Source organism: Candidatus Micrarchaeia archaeon (genome assembly GCA_041650355.1).
GTDB lineage: Archaea > Micrarchaeota > Micrarchaeia > Anstonellales > Bilamarchaeaceae > JAHJBR01.
This window is the reverse complement of the sequence record JBAZLI010000017.1, coordinates 1-14,451: the sequence shown is the minus strand read 5'-3', so window position 1 is coordinate 14,451 and position 14,451 is coordinate 1. Positions and strand designations below refer to the sequence as shown.

General features: G+C 51.7%; 16 protein-coding genes and 1 tRNA gene. 8 read left to right on the top strand and 9 right to left on the bottom strand.

Annotated elements, in window-relative coordinates:
- From WC488_02080 to WC488_02065, 4 genes are all read right to left on the bottom strand, one after another.
- Positions 1-1,266 (bottom strand): hypothetical protein (locus WC488_02080; GenBank protein ID MFA5077191.1); only part of this gene is annotated, 1,266 nt, incomplete at its 3' end.
- A 2-nt stretch (positions 1,267-1,268) separates the two neighbouring features.
- The gene (locus tag WC488_02075) at positions 1,269-5,615 is read right to left on the bottom strand and encodes a hypothetical protein (protein MFA5077190.1); all 4,347 of its coding nucleotides are present in this window, start codon (positions 5,613-5,615) and stop codon (positions 1,269-1,271) included.
- A gap of 15 nt (positions 5,616-5,630) precedes the next feature.
- Complete coding sequence (locus WC488_02070) at positions 5,631-6,083, bottom strand: hypothetical protein (protein MFA5077189.1); 453 nt, start codon at positions 6,081-6,083, stop codon at positions 5,631-5,633.
- A 32-nt stretch (positions 6,084-6,115) separates the two neighbouring features.
- Positions 6,116-7,420 carry an MBL fold metallo-hydrolase RNA specificity domain-containing protein gene (locus WC488_02065; protein ID MFA5077188.1) on the bottom strand — a complete coding sequence of 435 codons (1,305 nt, stop codon included), beginning with the start codon at positions 7,418-7,420 and terminating at the stop codon, positions 6,116-6,118.
- A gap of 178 nt (positions 7,421-7,598) precedes the next feature.
- Between WC488_02065 and WC488_02060 the strand changes: the two genes are divergently transcribed.
- Positions 7,599-8,153, top strand: a complete 555-nt coding sequence (locus WC488_02060; GenBank protein MFA5077187.1) for a hypothetical protein — start codon at positions 7,599-7,601, stop codon at positions 8,151-8,153.
- A 71-nt stretch (positions 8,154-8,224) separates the two neighbouring features.
- Here the strand turns inward: WC488_02060 and WC488_02055 are convergent, their stop codons facing one another.
- Positions 8,225-8,491, bottom strand: a complete 267-nt coding sequence (locus WC488_02055; protein MFA5077186.1) for a hypothetical protein — start codon at positions 8,489-8,491, stop codon at positions 8,225-8,227.
- Between the two features lie 118 nt (positions 8,492-8,609).
- Between WC488_02055 and WC488_02050 the strand changes: the two genes are divergently transcribed.
- The 3 genes from WC488_02050 to WC488_02040 all read left to right on the top strand — a co-directional run bounded on the left by WC488_02050 (position 8,610) and on the right by WC488_02040 (position 9,558).
- Positions 8,610-9,059: an Lrp/AsnC family transcriptional regulator gene (locus tag WC488_02050; protein ID MFA5077185.1), complete on the top strand. Its 450-nt coding sequence runs from the start codon at positions 8,610-8,612 to the stop codon at positions 9,057-9,059.
- Positions 9,060-9,121: 62 nt separating this feature from the next.
- A complete protein-coding gene (locus WC488_02045; protein ID MFA5077184.1) occupies positions 9,122-9,367 on the top strand; it encodes a PRC-barrel domain-containing protein in 246 nt (81 codons plus the stop codon).
- Positions 9,368-9,369: 2 nt separating this feature from the next.
- Positions 9,370-9,558, top strand: a complete 189-nt coding sequence (locus tag WC488_02040; protein MFA5077183.1) for a hypothetical protein — start codon at positions 9,370-9,372, stop codon at positions 9,556-9,558.
- On the opposite strand, the gene WC488_02035 is transcribed toward WC488_02040, so the two are convergent.
- Positions 9,555-10,046 (bottom strand): DUF359 domain-containing protein, encoded by a 492-nt coding sequence (locus WC488_02035; protein MFA5077182.1) that lies wholly within the window; start codon positions 10,044-10,046, stop codon positions 9,555-9,557. The two genes, WC488_02040 and WC488_02035, sit on opposite strands and share 4 nt — an antisense overlap.
- A gap of 53 nt (positions 10,047-10,099) precedes the next feature.
- On the opposite strand from WC488_02035, the gene WC488_02030 reads away from it, so the two are divergent.
- Positions 10,100-11,356, top strand: coding sequence for an MFS transporter (locus tag WC488_02030; protein ID MFA5077181.1), 1,257 nt, complete (start codon positions 10,100-10,102; stop codon positions 11,354-11,356).
- Here the strand turns inward: WC488_02030 and rpiA are convergent.
- A complete protein-coding gene (rpiA, locus tag WC488_02025) occupies positions 11,353-12,015 on the bottom strand; it encodes a ribose 5-phosphate isomerase A (GenBank protein ID MFA5077180.1) in 663 nt (220 codons plus the stop codon). The genes WC488_02030 and rpiA overlap by 4 nt on opposite strands.
- Positions 12,016-12,086: 71 nt before the next feature.
- Here rpiA and WC488_02020 point away from each other — a divergent pair.
- Positions 12,087-12,201 (top strand) — tRNA-Ala (locus WC488_02020).
- A 176-nt stretch (positions 12,202-12,377) separates the two neighbouring features.
- Positions 12,378-12,980, top strand: coding sequence for a response regulator (locus WC488_02015; protein MFA5077179.1), 603 nt, complete (start codon positions 12,378-12,380; stop codon positions 12,978-12,980).
- Here the strand turns inward: WC488_02015 and WC488_02010 are convergent.
- Together WC488_02010 and WC488_02005 are read right to left on the bottom strand one after the other, a co-directional pair.
- On the bottom strand, positions 12,963-13,520 hold the full coding sequence (locus tag WC488_02010) for a CBS domain-containing protein (protein MFA5077178.1): 558 nt from the start codon (positions 13,518-13,520) through the stop codon (positions 12,963-12,965). The genes WC488_02015 and WC488_02010 overlap by 18 nt on opposite strands.
- 34 nt (positions 13,521-13,554) lie before the next feature.
- On the bottom strand, positions 13,555-14,067 hold the full coding sequence (locus WC488_02005) for a hypothetical protein (GenBank protein MFA5077177.1): 513 nt from the start codon (positions 14,065-14,067) through the stop codon (positions 13,555-13,557).
- A 95-nt stretch (positions 14,068-14,162) separates the two neighbouring features.
- Here WC488_02005 and WC488_02000 point away from each other — a divergent pair.
- A partial coding sequence (locus WC488_02000; protein ID MFA5077176.1) for a hypothetical protein occupies positions 14,163-14,451 on the top strand: 289 nt, incomplete at its 3' end.

The window sequence follows — 14,451 nt, the reverse complement described above, 5'->3', positions numbered from 1 at the left end:
GAGCGTTATTGAAGTCAAGGTTATGGGAACGTTTCCTGTGTTCCTCACCGTGAGCGTTACTCTGGCCTGGTGGTTTGAATCAAGCACTATGGGGCTTGTGGGGCAGTCTATGGAAAGTGCCGCATGGTCAGTGCATATAATGTTGACAGGGCAAGTGGTTGCGGTTATTGTTCGCTGCTGGCCGCACACTGTGGCTGTTCCTGATGCTGTGAACGTTACTGAAGTTGGTATTGAACCTGAAAATGCGAGAGTTCCTGTTATCGTGGCCGAGCCATGGGCAGCTATTGTAATTGGGAGCTGGCCCGAAGTGAAAGTTCCTCCGTTCACTGTGATGGGATTAACAGTTATGGGCACATCTCCATTGTTCCTCAGGGTAAGCTGAACAGTCGCCTGGTGGTTCTGGTCCAAGGTTATTTGACCCGGGCAGTCTATGGAAAGTGCTGCGGTTTGAGTGCAGCAATCCTTAACCTGAATGCCCATATTAATCGTGGTTGTGTGCGAGAAATGGTCGTAAAGAGTCGTTTGGTCGGAAATCTGGGAGCCGTCCACCAGCATATCCTCTTTGGCTCCAAAGAAGCACGAATAGGTTGCTGAGACGGGCAATGTGTACGTTCCTACAGGCTGGTCTGCTGGAATCGGAACTGTTATCGTTGTGGAGGAAGATGAGATGCTGCCGGTCACGCCGTTGGCTGAAAATTGGCCGCTGCAGAATGCGGCTACCTGCCCTCTTCCATAGATATTGGTGGCACCGTTCGGCTTATAGGTTATTGAACGGATAGACGAATAGCTTGCACTTGACACGACATTATTGTTGCAAGGCGCGGGATCCCCCTGGTAGCCGCAGACATCTGCGCCCGCATAGTTGTTGACGCAGCGGTAAGTGGACGTCCAATCGCTTACATATTTGCAGTTGTCGTAATACCAAATATAGTTGTTGTAATTGCTCGAAGAAAGCCAATTTGCGTAGTTCCAGCCCATCACGCCGCTCCCGCTGGCCTGTGTGTTCGTCGGGACGTACGAGACCGCGGAAAATACGTTGCCGCCCCATTGGAGGGGAAGGGTAAGGATAAGCTGCGCATCGCTGCCTGCGCAATATTCGGTTTGGTCCTGGCTTGCAGAAATGTCTGAAAGCAGGTCGGTGGTAAGGTCCACCTGGACGTCATTGCTGTTGCCCGCCCTTCCGCTGGAGAACGTATGCTGGTACGTATCCGCGGAAACAATGGAAAAAGCAATCAAAAGCGAAAACAGCAGGGTTGTTTTGTTCATGGTCAAGCACCGTACTTCCTCTTTCTGCCCCTAATATTTTTTATTCCTTTTACTATCGTCGAGGGTATCAGGGACTGCAGCGAATACGCCTTCCCTTCATCGCTGTAGTACGTGAATCCCAGCGCCGCGGCGAGGCCCGGGGTCATTGCTAGAGAAGCGAGGGATAATGTAAAGCCGACCCGGCTTATTTTTACGCGTCCGTAGCCGCCTAAACCGTTGGACGGGTCGAACATCAGGCCACCTCCTGCTGCTATTGAGTTGGTGATGCCGGCCATCACTCCAATGTATGGAGATGGAGTTTTGTTCGATATTCCTGCACCTGCGCTGAACGTCAGTCTGTTTCCGATATTGCGCTGAATATCTGCGCCTCCGAAAACAGTGCCCTGCGAACCGAATATGTACCCGCCATAGAACGTGCCGGTCCAGTCCCCGGAAAGCCGATAGCGGGGGGACTCGAATTGCATGCTGGGCATCACAAGGAACTTGCTGTCTTTGGCTATTCCGGATGGAAGCCACAGCGGCCCGACTTTGGAGAGCTTCATGGGTATGCCTACGTTGAGCGATGTGCTCATCGACCAGCCAGCCGGCAAGCCCATCCTGAAGATTTCGGCGCTCAGGAACGAGTAGCCGAGTATTTTTTGGACTACGAGCTTGTTGGATTCGATAATCCCGCTGAATACCCAGGAATTGCCCTTGTCGTATCCCTCGACGCCGAATTTCTCTATGGTGTATCCGGTTTCGGTCTTGGTTATCACCAGCTTCAGGTAATCGGATGCAGATGTGGAGCCTAGGGTAACCGAGCCAAAGGCATCGTTGATAAAGAAGGTTTGTGATTGGCCAATCTGCGTGGGCAGTTTGTCCTTTATCATGGGCAAAACATTGCTGTCAACCATTTCAATAAGGCGGTTCTTTATCTCCAAGGCAGTGCTTCCTCCCTCGCCAGCCTGGGTTGGGATTCCCCAGGCAGTGAGCACTTTTGCAAGGCTGATTACTTTTACCCGTTCGTTAGGCAAAGCGCTTGGGTCATATATTATGTTCATGCGGGTATTGAACTCGGTGCTGGACATTATCGGCGGAAATATGACTGGCAGCGGGGCTGATGCGCGCAGCGTGCGTATTGAAAGCGGAGTTGTCCACTGCTGTTCCCTTAGAATCAATTTGTCACGACCGATTCCAGGAATGGTTTTGAGCGCCTCATTTGTGACCACGTTGGTCCTAAGGGACGGGCGCTCCGGTTGGGGCGTGAGCTTGATTTCAAAGCCGTTCCCCTTGGCGGTTATATTGTACATTGTGAGCACTACTTTCTGGTCTCCATTCTTGAAAATCCAGTGCTTCCTGTCCACGCCGAAGCCCAATGCGTAGTTTATGCCGGTGTTGAAGCCAAGCAGCTTTTGCTCGCCATCCAGCACTGCGATGTAATCGCTGGGGCGAAGTTTTTTCCATTCTAAATCTGAACCTACTGCGTACGTTTCCCCTTTCTTTGTGCCAAGGGTTTCCATTATTTTTCCGTCCCTTATCAGGACAAATGTCAGATTGGAGGCAGATAGGTATTCCTGCATCCCGTTTCCCGGAGTGGACAGCATCTGGCGCAGAATGGCAGGAGTAAGTTCTGGTATCTTCGGCAGGCCGATGCCCCTCGGCCCTCTAATCGGAGTTGAGATGGGCTGGGTCAATCGCAGATTGATCTGCTCTATGGTCAAATCTACCGCGCCGCTGTACTCCTTGTTGATTTTTGCGAACTCTGCAACGAACCATTTTGTGATTTCAGTCTTCTTCTGTTCCGCATCATAATTCGGGAAGAGCAAGTCGACCTTTGCCTTAGCGACATCGAAAACAGTCGCGTACACCGGGTTAGAGTCGACAGCACGGGTTATTTTATCGTAATTCCAGCTTCCCAATTCGCGGCTGTAAAAGGCGAGAGCTCGGTTCATCTGTTCTGCGTTCACTGTATCAGAAGTCAGGCGGAAGCGAGCCTCTCCGTACTGCGCCTTAATGTCTCCTTCAGGCGTAACAGTGCCTTCCTTCATCTGCTTCCTGAAGCATTTCATTTGAGTATCAAGTGCGCCGGCACCGAAAAACAGGGCATCGCACAACTGGTTGGGTGTAAGATCCCAGAGCTTGCGGCTGTTTAACTGCACCGTCCCAGCCAAATTTTCTTCGCGGATTATTTCCGGAGCGGCCATCTGGGCTTGCAGAGTGGAATCTAGCCTGCGCCCTCCTTGGGTTGTGCCTTTCAGAACCTTGTCTATCCCTTCCTCCAACGAGCCAACGATGGTGGATGCAGCAGTAGATGGAATAACTAACCGTGCGGCATCTTTGGACATGAGATACGTCCAGCTATCAACATTCTGCATTGCGGCGTCCAGAATCTGGGCTGCGTTTTTATATTTCATGAACGTTGTTTGTATCGTTTGGCTCGAAAGAGCCAGGAACGCCGCTGTGGCTATGGACTGGTCGCTATAGCCGGATGCTTTCAGCATTGTGAACAACCTGGAGCTCTTGAAAGTCTCGGAAGCAAGCAGTCCAGAAACCGCGTTCTGCGCAGTCAGTTCTTTCTCCAGAGGGAGACCAAGATAGGAAGCCAGGTCGGCCATCGCAGATGCAGTTGCGTCCACATATTTCCGGTTCAGTCCTTCGACCAGGTAGTTCCTCACGCCCTGGGCCATGTACTCCCTTTCGGTTTCCGAAGTTCGCAATTGGCGCGGGAGCTCCGAGAAGCTCTTTTTCAGGGTGTTTCTGTCAGGAACGTAGCTGGACAGCGAATCCAGGAGCACTTTTGCCGGATTGTCGCCCGGCTTGGATCGGATGGCCAAATCGCTGAGCGTTGGAATCAGGTCCAACGCAGCCCAGAATATCTCCTCTTTCTTGTACCCTTTCTGCGCGAGGCTTTTGAAAAATTCGCTCCCCTGGACGAGGATTTGGCTCTGCCTCGCTGATTCGGTTTCGAACATGTGCAGAACCGAATCCGGCTGCACTCCGAAAACCGAGGCAATCGAACCCAGGGAATCGACAAGCTTGGCTTTCCATCTTTCACCGTGTATTGTTGTCGCCTGCTCGAACTGCTCCGGGAGGAACAGGTAGGCCAGCAGCTTTTCACCCTTATTGCTCAGATTAAGGCGAAGCCCCTGCGGAAGCAGGGAATTGTACGATGCCAGAACCTCATCCTGCCATTTGGACAATTTCGCTGTTCTTTCCGCGTCGCTCATTTTCCTGTTTAGTGAATAATCCAGGAGCTGCCTCATCAGAGTTTTGAAAATGATTTGGTCCTCGGGTTTTTTGCTGTCGCTTAAATATCCGAGCTGGGGCAGAAGCGGGGCTGTTGCCAGCCTTATCATTTCTATGTGCTTTTTGCCCGATACACTCTGGGTGTAGCCTATGTAGGCAAGGGCGTTGTCCCCAATATATTTCCAGAGGTTGGAGTCCATGAATGCAGTTATTGTTTTTTCAGAAACAGACAGGGGTGAAGAGATTATTTGCTGGCCCAAGTAGTAAATCAAGTACCTTTGGAGGTGCATTATTTCCTCAGGCTCGTCCATCTTGCTTCTGAGCTTTTTCTTGAACCTTTCATCGCTCAGCGCATCGGTGTATTGCCCGGCCCTTTTTGGAGCGCCTTCGATCCAAGTTCCAATCGTTTTTGCCAAGCGATTCAGGTCGTCGGTTGAGTAGCTCTTGTCTTCGGATATTTCCCTGCACTTCACCATGGTGGCCAGAAAGAAAGATTCAAGCTCGCTCCTGTTCGTGTTTAAAGCATCGTAGACAGACTTGGCCCTGTCCTCGGTTTTTTGCAGGGAAGTATTCACTCTCAGATGCGGCTTGAGGAATTCGATATAGTCTGCCTGAAGCCTGGACCACTTGGGATCACCGGTTTGCTCTTTCAGCTTCGAGAAACCCAATTCAGCCATGCCCATTATCGCAACGAATGGGATGTTCGGCTTGTTCGTCTGCCCCTCTATATAGACCGGGCCCTCAAACTTTGTCAGGTGCCTGTATATCACAGTCCCTATTATTTTCGCCTGCTCCCTTGAATCCGTTACGCCTGCGAGGTTTTCTTTCAGGATAAGGGAAGCGCGCATGCATCCTGCAAGCGCAGCGATGTGCATCTGGTTTGCTGAAGCGTCAAAATTCTTGTCGAATATGCTCTTTATGCCGCTCACGCCTGTGAATGAGTATTCCTCCATTTTTGCCCGGAATTGCACTAAAGTAGAAACATTCATTTTTGTGCAAAATTCGCTACTAAGATTTTGCGGGATTCCAAGCTTATCCAGGAACGATTTCAATTCGGATTTTGATGTTTCAACAAACGGAACTACGGTAGCTGAAGGAGATGCAGGGATTGTGTTTTGGGCCATATTTCCACCTTTCACCTATTTATTATCACTATTAGACTTTAAAAACCTTAACAGAATCAGCGCGAGCACTATTATGCCCGCGAGCGCTGCAATAATCGCATAAAGCGTGCTTTGCTCGTCTTCCTTTTTCTGCTGTTCGGCCGGGACCTCGGGCTGTTGCGCCTGCGATTCCTGCGTGAGGTTCACTTCGGCGCTCGCGGATCCCCCGTTTGAATCCACGACCCTGAGCCCGTAGGCTCCTGTGCCGTTGTGCCTCACGGAATACAGCTGGGGAAGCATCACTTCGTTCTTTTCCACATCGTTGACCTGCTTCCCGTCAACGAAAATCAGGAACGTGAGGTTCAATTTTTCGTAATGGTTCCCGTCAACGAGGAAGATTATCTCCCCGGGCTGCCTGTTGGCAGACACGTTGAGCGAAAAGGAGGTTGAAAAAAGCAAAAGCACCAGCAAAGCGATGATTTTTCTCATGCGCTTACATCGTTGTTCCTATTTTTAAATATTTATATGCTGTGCTCTTCGAGCAGCGCCGGAACGACAACATCGTAATCCATCTCCAGCTCCTCCCTGAGTTCGCCTCCGTGCTCCCCGTGCACCAGGAACACCTTCTTCAGCCCCTTCACCCCTTTTATGAACTGGAGCAGCTCGTTCCTGTCAGCGTGGCCTGAAATCCTTATGTTTTCCACCTTCATGCGCAATTCCATTTCGCGCTCCCCCACGCGGACCCGCTTCTTCCCTTCGAGGATTTCCCTCCCGAGCGTGCCCTGGGCCTGGTAGCCCACTATGATGAGCTTGTTCTTCGGGTCCGAACACATGCGCTCCAGGTATATGAGCGCAGGCCCTCCGAGGAGCATCCCGCTCGTGGTTATTATTATCGCGGGCTCCCTGAAAACGTCCTCGCGGTTTTTCGTGCGCGGGACATGGAAGAACCTGCTCTTGAAAGGATCATCATCAGAGGTGAGTATGCGCATCTTTATGGACTCGCTCGCGTAAATCACGTTCTGCCGGTATATGCGCATCGCCTTCAGTATCATCCCGTCAATGTAAATCGGGACCTTGGTGAGCACTCCGGAGCGCATGTAATCTTCCAATGCGAGGAGTATCTCCTGCGCCCTGCCCACTGCAAACGAGGGGATGAGCACGAATCCGCCATCTTTGAGCGTTTCATTTATGCTGGTGATGAAGCGGAGCATGGACTCCTTGGCGCTCGGGAGCACGTCATCCTTCCCCCCGTAAGTGCTTTCCACTATGAGCGTCTCCGCGTGCACGCCGCGCTGGGCGCCCTCGAGAATGCGCGTGTTCCTCATGCTTATGTCCCCTGAGTAGAGTAATTTTTTCCCGTCTTCCTCAACAAGGGTCATCGCGCTCCCGAGTATGTGGCCCGCGTTCAGAAACGCGATGCTGAAATCTGCCCTGAAAGGCTTCCCGAACTCCTGGAGCCTTATCTTCTGCATCAGCTCGTTGACTTCGCTCTCGCCGAACTCGAGCTTCTGCTCCTTGATTTTCTGTATCTTTAGGTAATCCGCGAGAAGCACGCCCATCAAATCCCTGGTGGGCTTGGTGGAAAAAATCTCCGGGCGCGCGAAGCTCCTCGCGTACATGTGCGGGAGGAATCCCGAGTGGTCCAGGTGCGCGTGGCTCACCACTACGTTCCGTATCTGCCCTATCTTCTCTTCTGGGATGAGCGGGCGCTCGATTTTCTCGCCGAGCTTTATCCCGGCGTCCAGGAGCAGGTTTTTTTCCCCTGACTCGAGGAGCGCGGAGGACCTGCCCACCTCCCCCACTCCGCCGTAAAACGTAACTTTCATAGTCTAAGCTGACCCCTGCACGTACTCCGAAACGGCCGAAAACGCCGCGAAGCGGAATTTTAGGCCCTTCTTTTGCGCGCCGCCCTCCCACATCCTGTGGGAAAACGGGCTAGTGCAATCTTTCTGCGAAAATATTGTGTATGGAAATGTTTAAGAAGTGTCTCTGAGAACAAAAAGCATGGAAAACGGCGCTTCCAGCGAAGCCAGGACGCGGATTTACGAGCTCATCATCTCGCGTTACAAGGAACTCATAGAGCAGAACGAGCACAAGAGCGTCTCCGAGCTCAGGGAGAGGATATCGCCGTACAACGAATTCATACGGAAGCTCAACGAACGGCTCTCGGAGGATTTGAAGCCATACGAATACGAGAGGGACTTCGAAAAGGCGGTGCGCAACTGCATCAACTACATAAAGGGCATAGAGAACGTGGAGCCCCCGGTGAGCTTCTGGATAGACTTCGAGACGATGGACCGGCTCAAGGCAGGGGACGTGACTGACCAGGCGCTCCTTCTCGCATCGCTCCTGCGCTCCTTCGGCTCCCCCACCGCGAAGGTGCTCATAGCCAGGAGCAGGAAAATCTACGTGGGCTACGAGTGGAAGGGCGAACAGCACATAATCAATCCGGAAAGCGGCTCGCTCCTTTCAGGGGAAGACGTGCAGAAGCTGTTTCTCGAGGACCCGCTGGCCTACGCCTTTTCGGATTTCTATTTCGAAACCTACGGCGAGGAATGAACTCCGGACAGACACCTCTGTAGAATAAGCCTTGGGCCCGCGAACACGCAAATGGCCCGGTGAAGGGCTCTTCAGCATCCGGCTATGTCTTTTTCCAGAAGCTGGAGGTGTTCCAGGTAAGTATACGCGGAATCATGGGAAAGCGCCTGCACCTTCGCGGTCCGCAGTATGTCGAGCACCCGCTGCCTTTCCCCGTCTTCGAGCTTCTTCAGGTGCCTGTCCCTCAGCGCGATGCTAAGCTCGATTACGCGATTCAACCTTTCGGTGCTGAACTCTTTCCTCCTGACGGTGCTGTCCAGTTCCTGTATCATTTCGACAGCTTCGTTGTTGGCTTGCATGTTCCCACCTCGGATTGTTCACCCGCTTTAAAATCTATTGTGATTAATATATATCTTTTCCACTTTCTACTGTGCTAATGTACAGCATTTTAAAATTTTATTGTGTAAACGTATAAACATGGGATTCGAATACGACGAAAAAGATGTGGGCATTTTACGGTTGTTGGATGAGAACGCGAGGATGCCGTACCGCGAGATAGCCAAGCGCGTGCGCATGCACCCCAACACGGTCATAGAGCGCATGAAGAGGATGGAGGAGGAAGGCGTGATAGAGCGCTATGCGCCGGTGCTGAACTACAAAAAACTCGGCTACGGGATAATAGCGATAATCCAGGTGGATGTGGAGGGGGACCCGCACAGGGTCATGAAGAACATAGGTAAGCAGAGCTTCGTGCACTACGCCTATGGGACCACTGGGGAATACGACGGAATCGTGGTGGTCATCTGCAAGGACATCGAGATGCTCAATTCCATAACCGGCGAGATTGCGGTGGTTCCGGGGGTGCAGAGGGTCAATACCAAGATAACGCTTGAGCAGTTCGGAGGCAACGGAAGGCTCAGGCTTTGAAATAATACATTTTTAAAACTAAACCTCCTATAGGAGGTGAGGCGATTAGCCAAGGTGATCAGATGACCACGAAACTCTCAAGAATGTATGGAATGGACATATTCAGCGATAGCGGAAAGTTCATAGGCAATGCGCAGGATTTCATCCTCGACACCGAGACCGGCGAGGTAGTCCGCGTGCTACTTGAGCCGCTCCCTTCATCGAAGGAGGAGGCCAAGAGGGTGCTCAGGGAGAAAAGCGTAATGTACAAGAACGTGAAGTCTGTTGAGGATGTAATTGTCGTTGCCAAGGTAACATCAGGCGAATAGCAATGTCCAAGAAGGTGCTCAACGCGCTCAGGTTCATAGCCGCCGCGATAGCCGGCTATGCGGTCTATTACATGTGGAGCAGCATCCGCATGGACGATGACTGGACCATATCCGTCGGCGTGGGCCTCGCGAGCATGGTGATAGCGTTCCTCCTCCTGTTCTTCATGGGCAAAGGAGGGGGAAGCGACTAGCGCTCCCGCATTCTTTCGAAAAATCCTTCTGCTTTTTTTCTCGATTTTTCATTGCACTCAATCGCAACCACGCCTTTTTCCGGCTGTCCGTAGATTATGACTAAACCATTAGGGCACAGGCGCATGAAAACCAGCGCCGCCAAATCCTCTTCCCCATGCACTTTGAGGGCGCCCCCTGTTTTCAGCACGAGCTTCGCGCTTTCTTCCAGCGATTCAGTTATGGTCCCTGCCGGGTTTTCGCAAACCCTGGGTTTCTGGTATTTCCGCGCCAATTCGTTCTTTTCTGATTCAGGAAGCGGGCTTCTTCTCGTGGAGAAATCGTACACGGAAACGAAAGGCTCTGCTTTTGCCCGCAGGAGCGCGAGCACCACCGCGTCCCCCACGGCGACTATTCTCTCTTTTCCGTACATGGAGAGAAAATGCTGGAAATCCATCAGGGCGCCCAGGGGCTCCCTCAACTCGGATTTCACATGTTCAGGCACAATCATGAGGCACATTTCAACCGAATAGATTTATACTGCTTTCGCGGAAAACAGCATTCATGGGCTTTTTGGCTGACCGGGGTTCAGGGGGCGTTGGAGCCCCGAAAACGCGTTACGGCGCCGCGCGAGGAGGTTTCGGCGGCCTGAGCAGGAACACGCTTTTTTTCGGGGTTACGAGCTTCCTCGTGGAAGTGAGCAGCGAGATGATAGACCCCATAATGCCCCTCTTCCTCATGAACGTGCTCAAAGCCGACGCAGTGGTCATAGGGTTGATTGAAGGATGCTCTGAAGTGGTGGTTGCGCTCATGTCCGCAATCTCCGGCTACGTCAGCGACAAGTTCGGAAAGCACAAGGCGATGAGCGTTTCTGGGTATTTCATATCCGCGTTCATGAAGCTGTTTTTCGTTATTGCCGGAACCTGGCAGAACATACTGGGCCTGCGCATAGTGGAGCGGTTCGGAAAGGGGCTCAGGGGAGTCCCCAGGGACGTGATAATGGCGCACAGCGACAGGAAGGAGATGCTGGGTAGGGCATTCGGGTACAGGAAGATGATGGATGCGTTCGGGGCAATTCTCGGGCCGCTCATTGCGGCAGTAATTATCGCTTTGCTGCTGCCCAGGTTCGGAGAGGAGCAGACTTACAGGAGCGTATTCCTGCTCGCGGTCATTCCTGCTGTTCTCGGGGTAGTAATTTTATCCAGATTCGTGAAGGAACTCCACGTGAGGAAAATGGGCGACGGGAAGGAAGCCCTGCGGAATGCGTTCGGAAACCGCGGCTACAAGAGCATGGTGATTGTGGGTGCGCTGTTCGGAATCGCGCAATTCGGGAACGCGTTCTTCATATTGAAGGCCCAGGACATAACCGGGAACGTGCTGATGACGCTGTTCGGATATATCGTATACAACATAAGCTATGCGCTGTTCGCGCTCCCTGCCGGGTTTCTCACCGACAGGCTGGGGGGAAGGAAGGTGATGGCGCTGGGCTATGCGCTGTTCGCGCTCACCGTGCTGGGGTTCGCGTTCTCTACGGATTACTTGTTCCTGGTGTTTTTCGTGACTTTCGGCATGGTTGCGGCGATACTTGATACCACCCCAAGGACTTTCATAAGCAGGATTAGTGATGACGGGAACAAAGGGACGTCAATGGGGATTTACCAGGGCATTACCGGTTTTCTCCTGCTCCCTGCCAACATAATCGCAGGCCTGCTGTGGAACGTGAATATCCTGGGGTTCAGGGGGACTTTCGTGTTCTCGTTCGCTGTGAGCGCGCTGGCCGCGCTGCTAATGCTTGCAGCGGTTAAGATGAAGCGGGATTAGAGTTCGTACGCGCCTTTTTCCGTGCCGATTATTATTTTCGTGAATTTCGTGAATATCCCGTTCTCGAGGACTCCGGGGATGCTGTTGAGCATTGATTCCAAAGTTGACGGATTTTTTATCTCGATTTTCGCGTCTATTATGAAATTGTTGTTGTCGCTTATTATCGGCCCGACTTTGCCGGTCCCGACCCTTATGGTGGCCGGGTATCCCAGTTTCGCGAGGGTTTTTATCACGAACGGGGCAGAGAATTTTATCGCCTCCAATGCAACGCTGGATTTCGGGCCTTTTGCAATTTTGGATTCGTCGGCTATCACTATGAAGCGCTCGGCGTTGTATGCGACCACCTTTTCCCGGGTGAGCGCCGCGCCTCCGCCTTTGATTATGAATTCCTTTGAGACGTAATCCGCACCGTCCACCGCCACGTGTATTCTGTCCACCTGGTCAGGGTCGCACAGGTAGCGGGAAAGGCCATATTTTATCGCGAACATCCTTGCCTCGAAGGAGGTGGGGATGCACGCGTCTATCTTGAACCCTGCTTTTTTCTTCTCGCCGAGCATGCGCACGAATTCGGCTGCGGTTGTGCCTGAGCCCAATCCGATTATTTTGTTTTCTTCCATCATTTCCAGCGCTTTTTTTGCTGCGTTTATTTTTTGAAGCATGCGACCATCCCTGATAGGGTATGCAAATGGAGTTTTATAAATTTTCACTGCGGATTTATATTGCTATTAATGGGCTCATAGCTCAGCAGCAGAGCACTCGCCTTGCACGCGAGGGGCCGAGGGTGCGAAACAGTTTTCGGTTCCGGGTTTCCGGTTTTGGAAACGACGCATGTCCCTCTGAGTCCATCCAAAATCCTTTTAATATGGGGCAGTTAGCGATTTGTTTAAAAACACTTTGTTGTAGAATATAGAAATATACGGCGATAGCATTAATGCTGAACCTGGCCTTGCATGATGATTTTAAAATGTAGAAATGCACTGCCATAACGTTATTGGTGAAACCGGATTTATCAGATGATTTCATGGAGAAAAAACCTATAGGAAGCAGGTGCGCAGACGCAGTTCGTCTAGCCTCAGGCCCTTCAGGAACGAACGCGAGACCTCTTCCAGATATAGTTAAGAGTGCAAAAGAACTCTTGGAAGGACCGCACGGTTGCGGGGGCAGCGGAGTAACGCCTGGTGGTGTGCAAGACACTAGGGGAATGAGTTCCAGCAACGGTCCGCTGACGTCCACAAGGAATCTTAGGGTGCTCGTGGTGGATGATGAGGAAATCATTACAGGCATGCTGGGTATCTTCCTCAAGAAAATGGGCTATAGCCCAACTGTTTGCAACGACCCACTCCAAGCGCTTGAAATTTTCAGGCAAGGAAATTTCGATGTTGTATTAACCGACCAGACCATGCCGGGGATGATCGGGTTGGATATGATACGAGAAATGAAAGAGCGCGCGCCGAACATAATATACATACTTATGAGCGGATATGCAATTGGGAACACCGATGGGGCCACTAAACAAGTAGGCGCATTCATGAATAAACCAATCTCGCTTCATGTATTGTATAGAACCATAGAAGATTTGTGCAAACGCCGAGAAACGAACGGGACATCACTTCCTAGCCCTTAGCAAATCCGCTTTCGTAACTATTCCGACCGCTTTTCCGCTTTTTATTATTAGCACCGCATGATTGTGCCCCAGGAGTTCGAGCAGGGTTTTGTAGGCCGCGCTTTCCGGAACCGTGGGAAAGGATTCGCCCATCACTTCGCGCACCTTCAGCTCAACTACCGGCTTGTGACCTGAGTAGGAGGATAGGAAGCGCACTATGGAATCCTCGCTCACGCTTCCTATTAGCGAACTGCCTTCAAGCACAGGCATCTGGTCTATGTTCTTTTTGCCCATCGCGCCGAGCACCTCCTTCAGGCGCTCTTCGGGCTGCGCGAAAACCACGTGCGGGCTCATCACGTCCCTTGCCTTCAGCTCAGACGCGTGCTCCAGCCCTTCAAGGGCTTCGAATATGCCTTTCACGGTGTTGTAGCCCGGGTCTATGAAGCCGGATTCTATCTTCGCTACCGTGCTCTGCGAAATCCCGGCCAAACGCGCGAGCTGCTTCTGGGTTATGCCGGAGCGCATGCGCATCTTCTTTATCTCTGAAAGTTCAGGAAGCATAGGGCTATTACTAAAGGAATAAATTTAAAGTAGATTATTCGCGCGTTCTAACGGCCAAGAGCAACAGCAAGATTGCAGCGAGTATCGCAAGTGGGGCGCATGGTCTAGTTTCAGTAGGACCGTCTAAGAGGGTCATTTCTGTTACCCCGGCGCCGCCGCACACCGGGCCGAACGAACCACCTGTCCTCGCAAGATAAAACGTGTAGCTCTTGCCCACGCTTGAGCTGCTGAACGCAGGCATATCTTCCACCCATTGGGTTTGCAGGCCGACGCCTCCGCCCGGGATTTTAAGCTGGATGTAATTCCCTTGAATAGGGGCGCCTTTTGCATAATTGAATATCGTGACATCCACGTAGGTGTAGATGCTGTTGTTCTCCCATCTGGATTCCACCTTTGTTATGCCTCCGTCTATTATGTACTCGGAATTGTCCTGAATGAAAGTTGAGTTGGAGCATTGCGCTACCAGAAGGGCTGATGAGGGGCTGGAATCGAGAATCAGGAACGAAAAGAATAGCAATGCAACGAGACTGATTTGTTTTTTGTCCATGTATAGGTGTTGGTAAAATCTATTTATATTGAATTTCATTTTGCTGGGCGCGAAGCAATAATGTTATTAAACCCATGAGCGCAAATATGCTCCCTATGGGGGATACAAAATTCATCATAGTGGCAGGCTCGATAATGTCCGGGCTTGGAAAGGGGATTGTGACTTCTTCTATCGCGAAAATCCTGAGCATGAGGGGCTATGCCGCGTTTCCGCTCAAGTTCGACGGCTACCTGAACGTGGACTGCGGGACGATGAATCCGTTCAGGCACGGCGAAGTTTTCGTTCTGGATGACGGGACCGAGGCTGACATGGATTTCGGGACCTATGAGAGATTTTTGAATACAAGCTTGCCGGGCGGCGCGAGCATAACAGGCGGAAAGCTTT

What these genes read in the sequence shown, in the direction of transcription:
- WC488_02035 (MFA5077182.1), bottom strand. Translation starts at nt 10,046, where the DNA reads ATGATTGTGCCTGAACATGTGAAATCCGAGTTGAGGGAGCCCCTGGGC.
- rpiA (MFA5077180.1), bottom strand. Translation starts at nt 12,015, where the DNA reads ATGCTTCAAAAAATAAACGCAGCAAAAAAAGCGCTGGAAATGATGGAA.
- WC488_02015 (MFA5077179.1), top strand. Translation starts at nt 12,378, where the DNA reads ATGGAGAAAAAACCTATAGGAAGCAGGTGCGCAGACGCAGTTCGTCTA.
- WC488_02060 (MFA5077187.1), top strand. Translation starts at nt 7,599, where the DNA reads ATGGAAAACGGCGCTTCCAGCGAAGCCAGGACGCGGATTTACGAGCTC.
- WC488_02055 (MFA5077186.1), bottom strand. Translation starts at nt 8,491, where the DNA reads ATGCAAGCCAACAACGAAGCTGTCGAAATGATACAGGAACTGGACAGC.
- WC488_02070 (MFA5077189.1), bottom strand. Translation starts at nt 6,083, where the DNA reads ATGAGAAAAATCATCGCTTTGCTGGTGCTTTTGCTTTTTTCAACCTCC.
- WC488_02040 (MFA5077183.1), top strand. Translation starts at nt 9,370, where the DNA reads ATGTCCAAGAAGGTGCTCAACGCGCTCAGGTTCATAGCCGCCGCGATA.
- WC488_02050 (MFA5077185.1), top strand. Translation starts at nt 8,610, where the DNA reads ATGGGATTCGAATACGACGAAAAAGATGTGGGCATTTTACGGTTGTTG.
- WC488_02030 (MFA5077181.1), top strand. Translation starts at nt 10,100, where the DNA reads ATGGGCTTTTTGGCTGACCGGGGTTCAGGGGGCGTTGGAGCCCCGAAA.
- WC488_02045 (MFA5077184.1), top strand. Translation starts at nt 9,122, where the DNA reads ATGACCACGAAACTCTCAAGAATGTATGGAATGGACATATTCAGCGAT.
- WC488_02065 (MFA5077188.1), bottom strand. Translation starts at nt 7,420, where the DNA reads ATGAAAGTTACGTTTTACGGCGGAGTGGGGGAGGTGGGCAGGTCCTCC.
- WC488_02075 (MFA5077190.1), bottom strand. Translation starts at nt 5,615, where the DNA reads ATGGCCCAAAACACAATCCCTGCATCTCCTTCAGCTACCGTAGTTCCG.
- WC488_02005 (MFA5077177.1), bottom strand. Translation starts at nt 14,067, where the DNA reads ATGGACAAAAAACAAATCAGTCTCGTTGCATTGCTATTCTTTTCGTTC.
- WC488_02010 (MFA5077178.1), bottom strand. Translation starts at nt 13,520, where the DNA reads ATGCTTCCTGAACTTTCAGAGATAAAGAAGATGCGCATGCGCTCCGGC.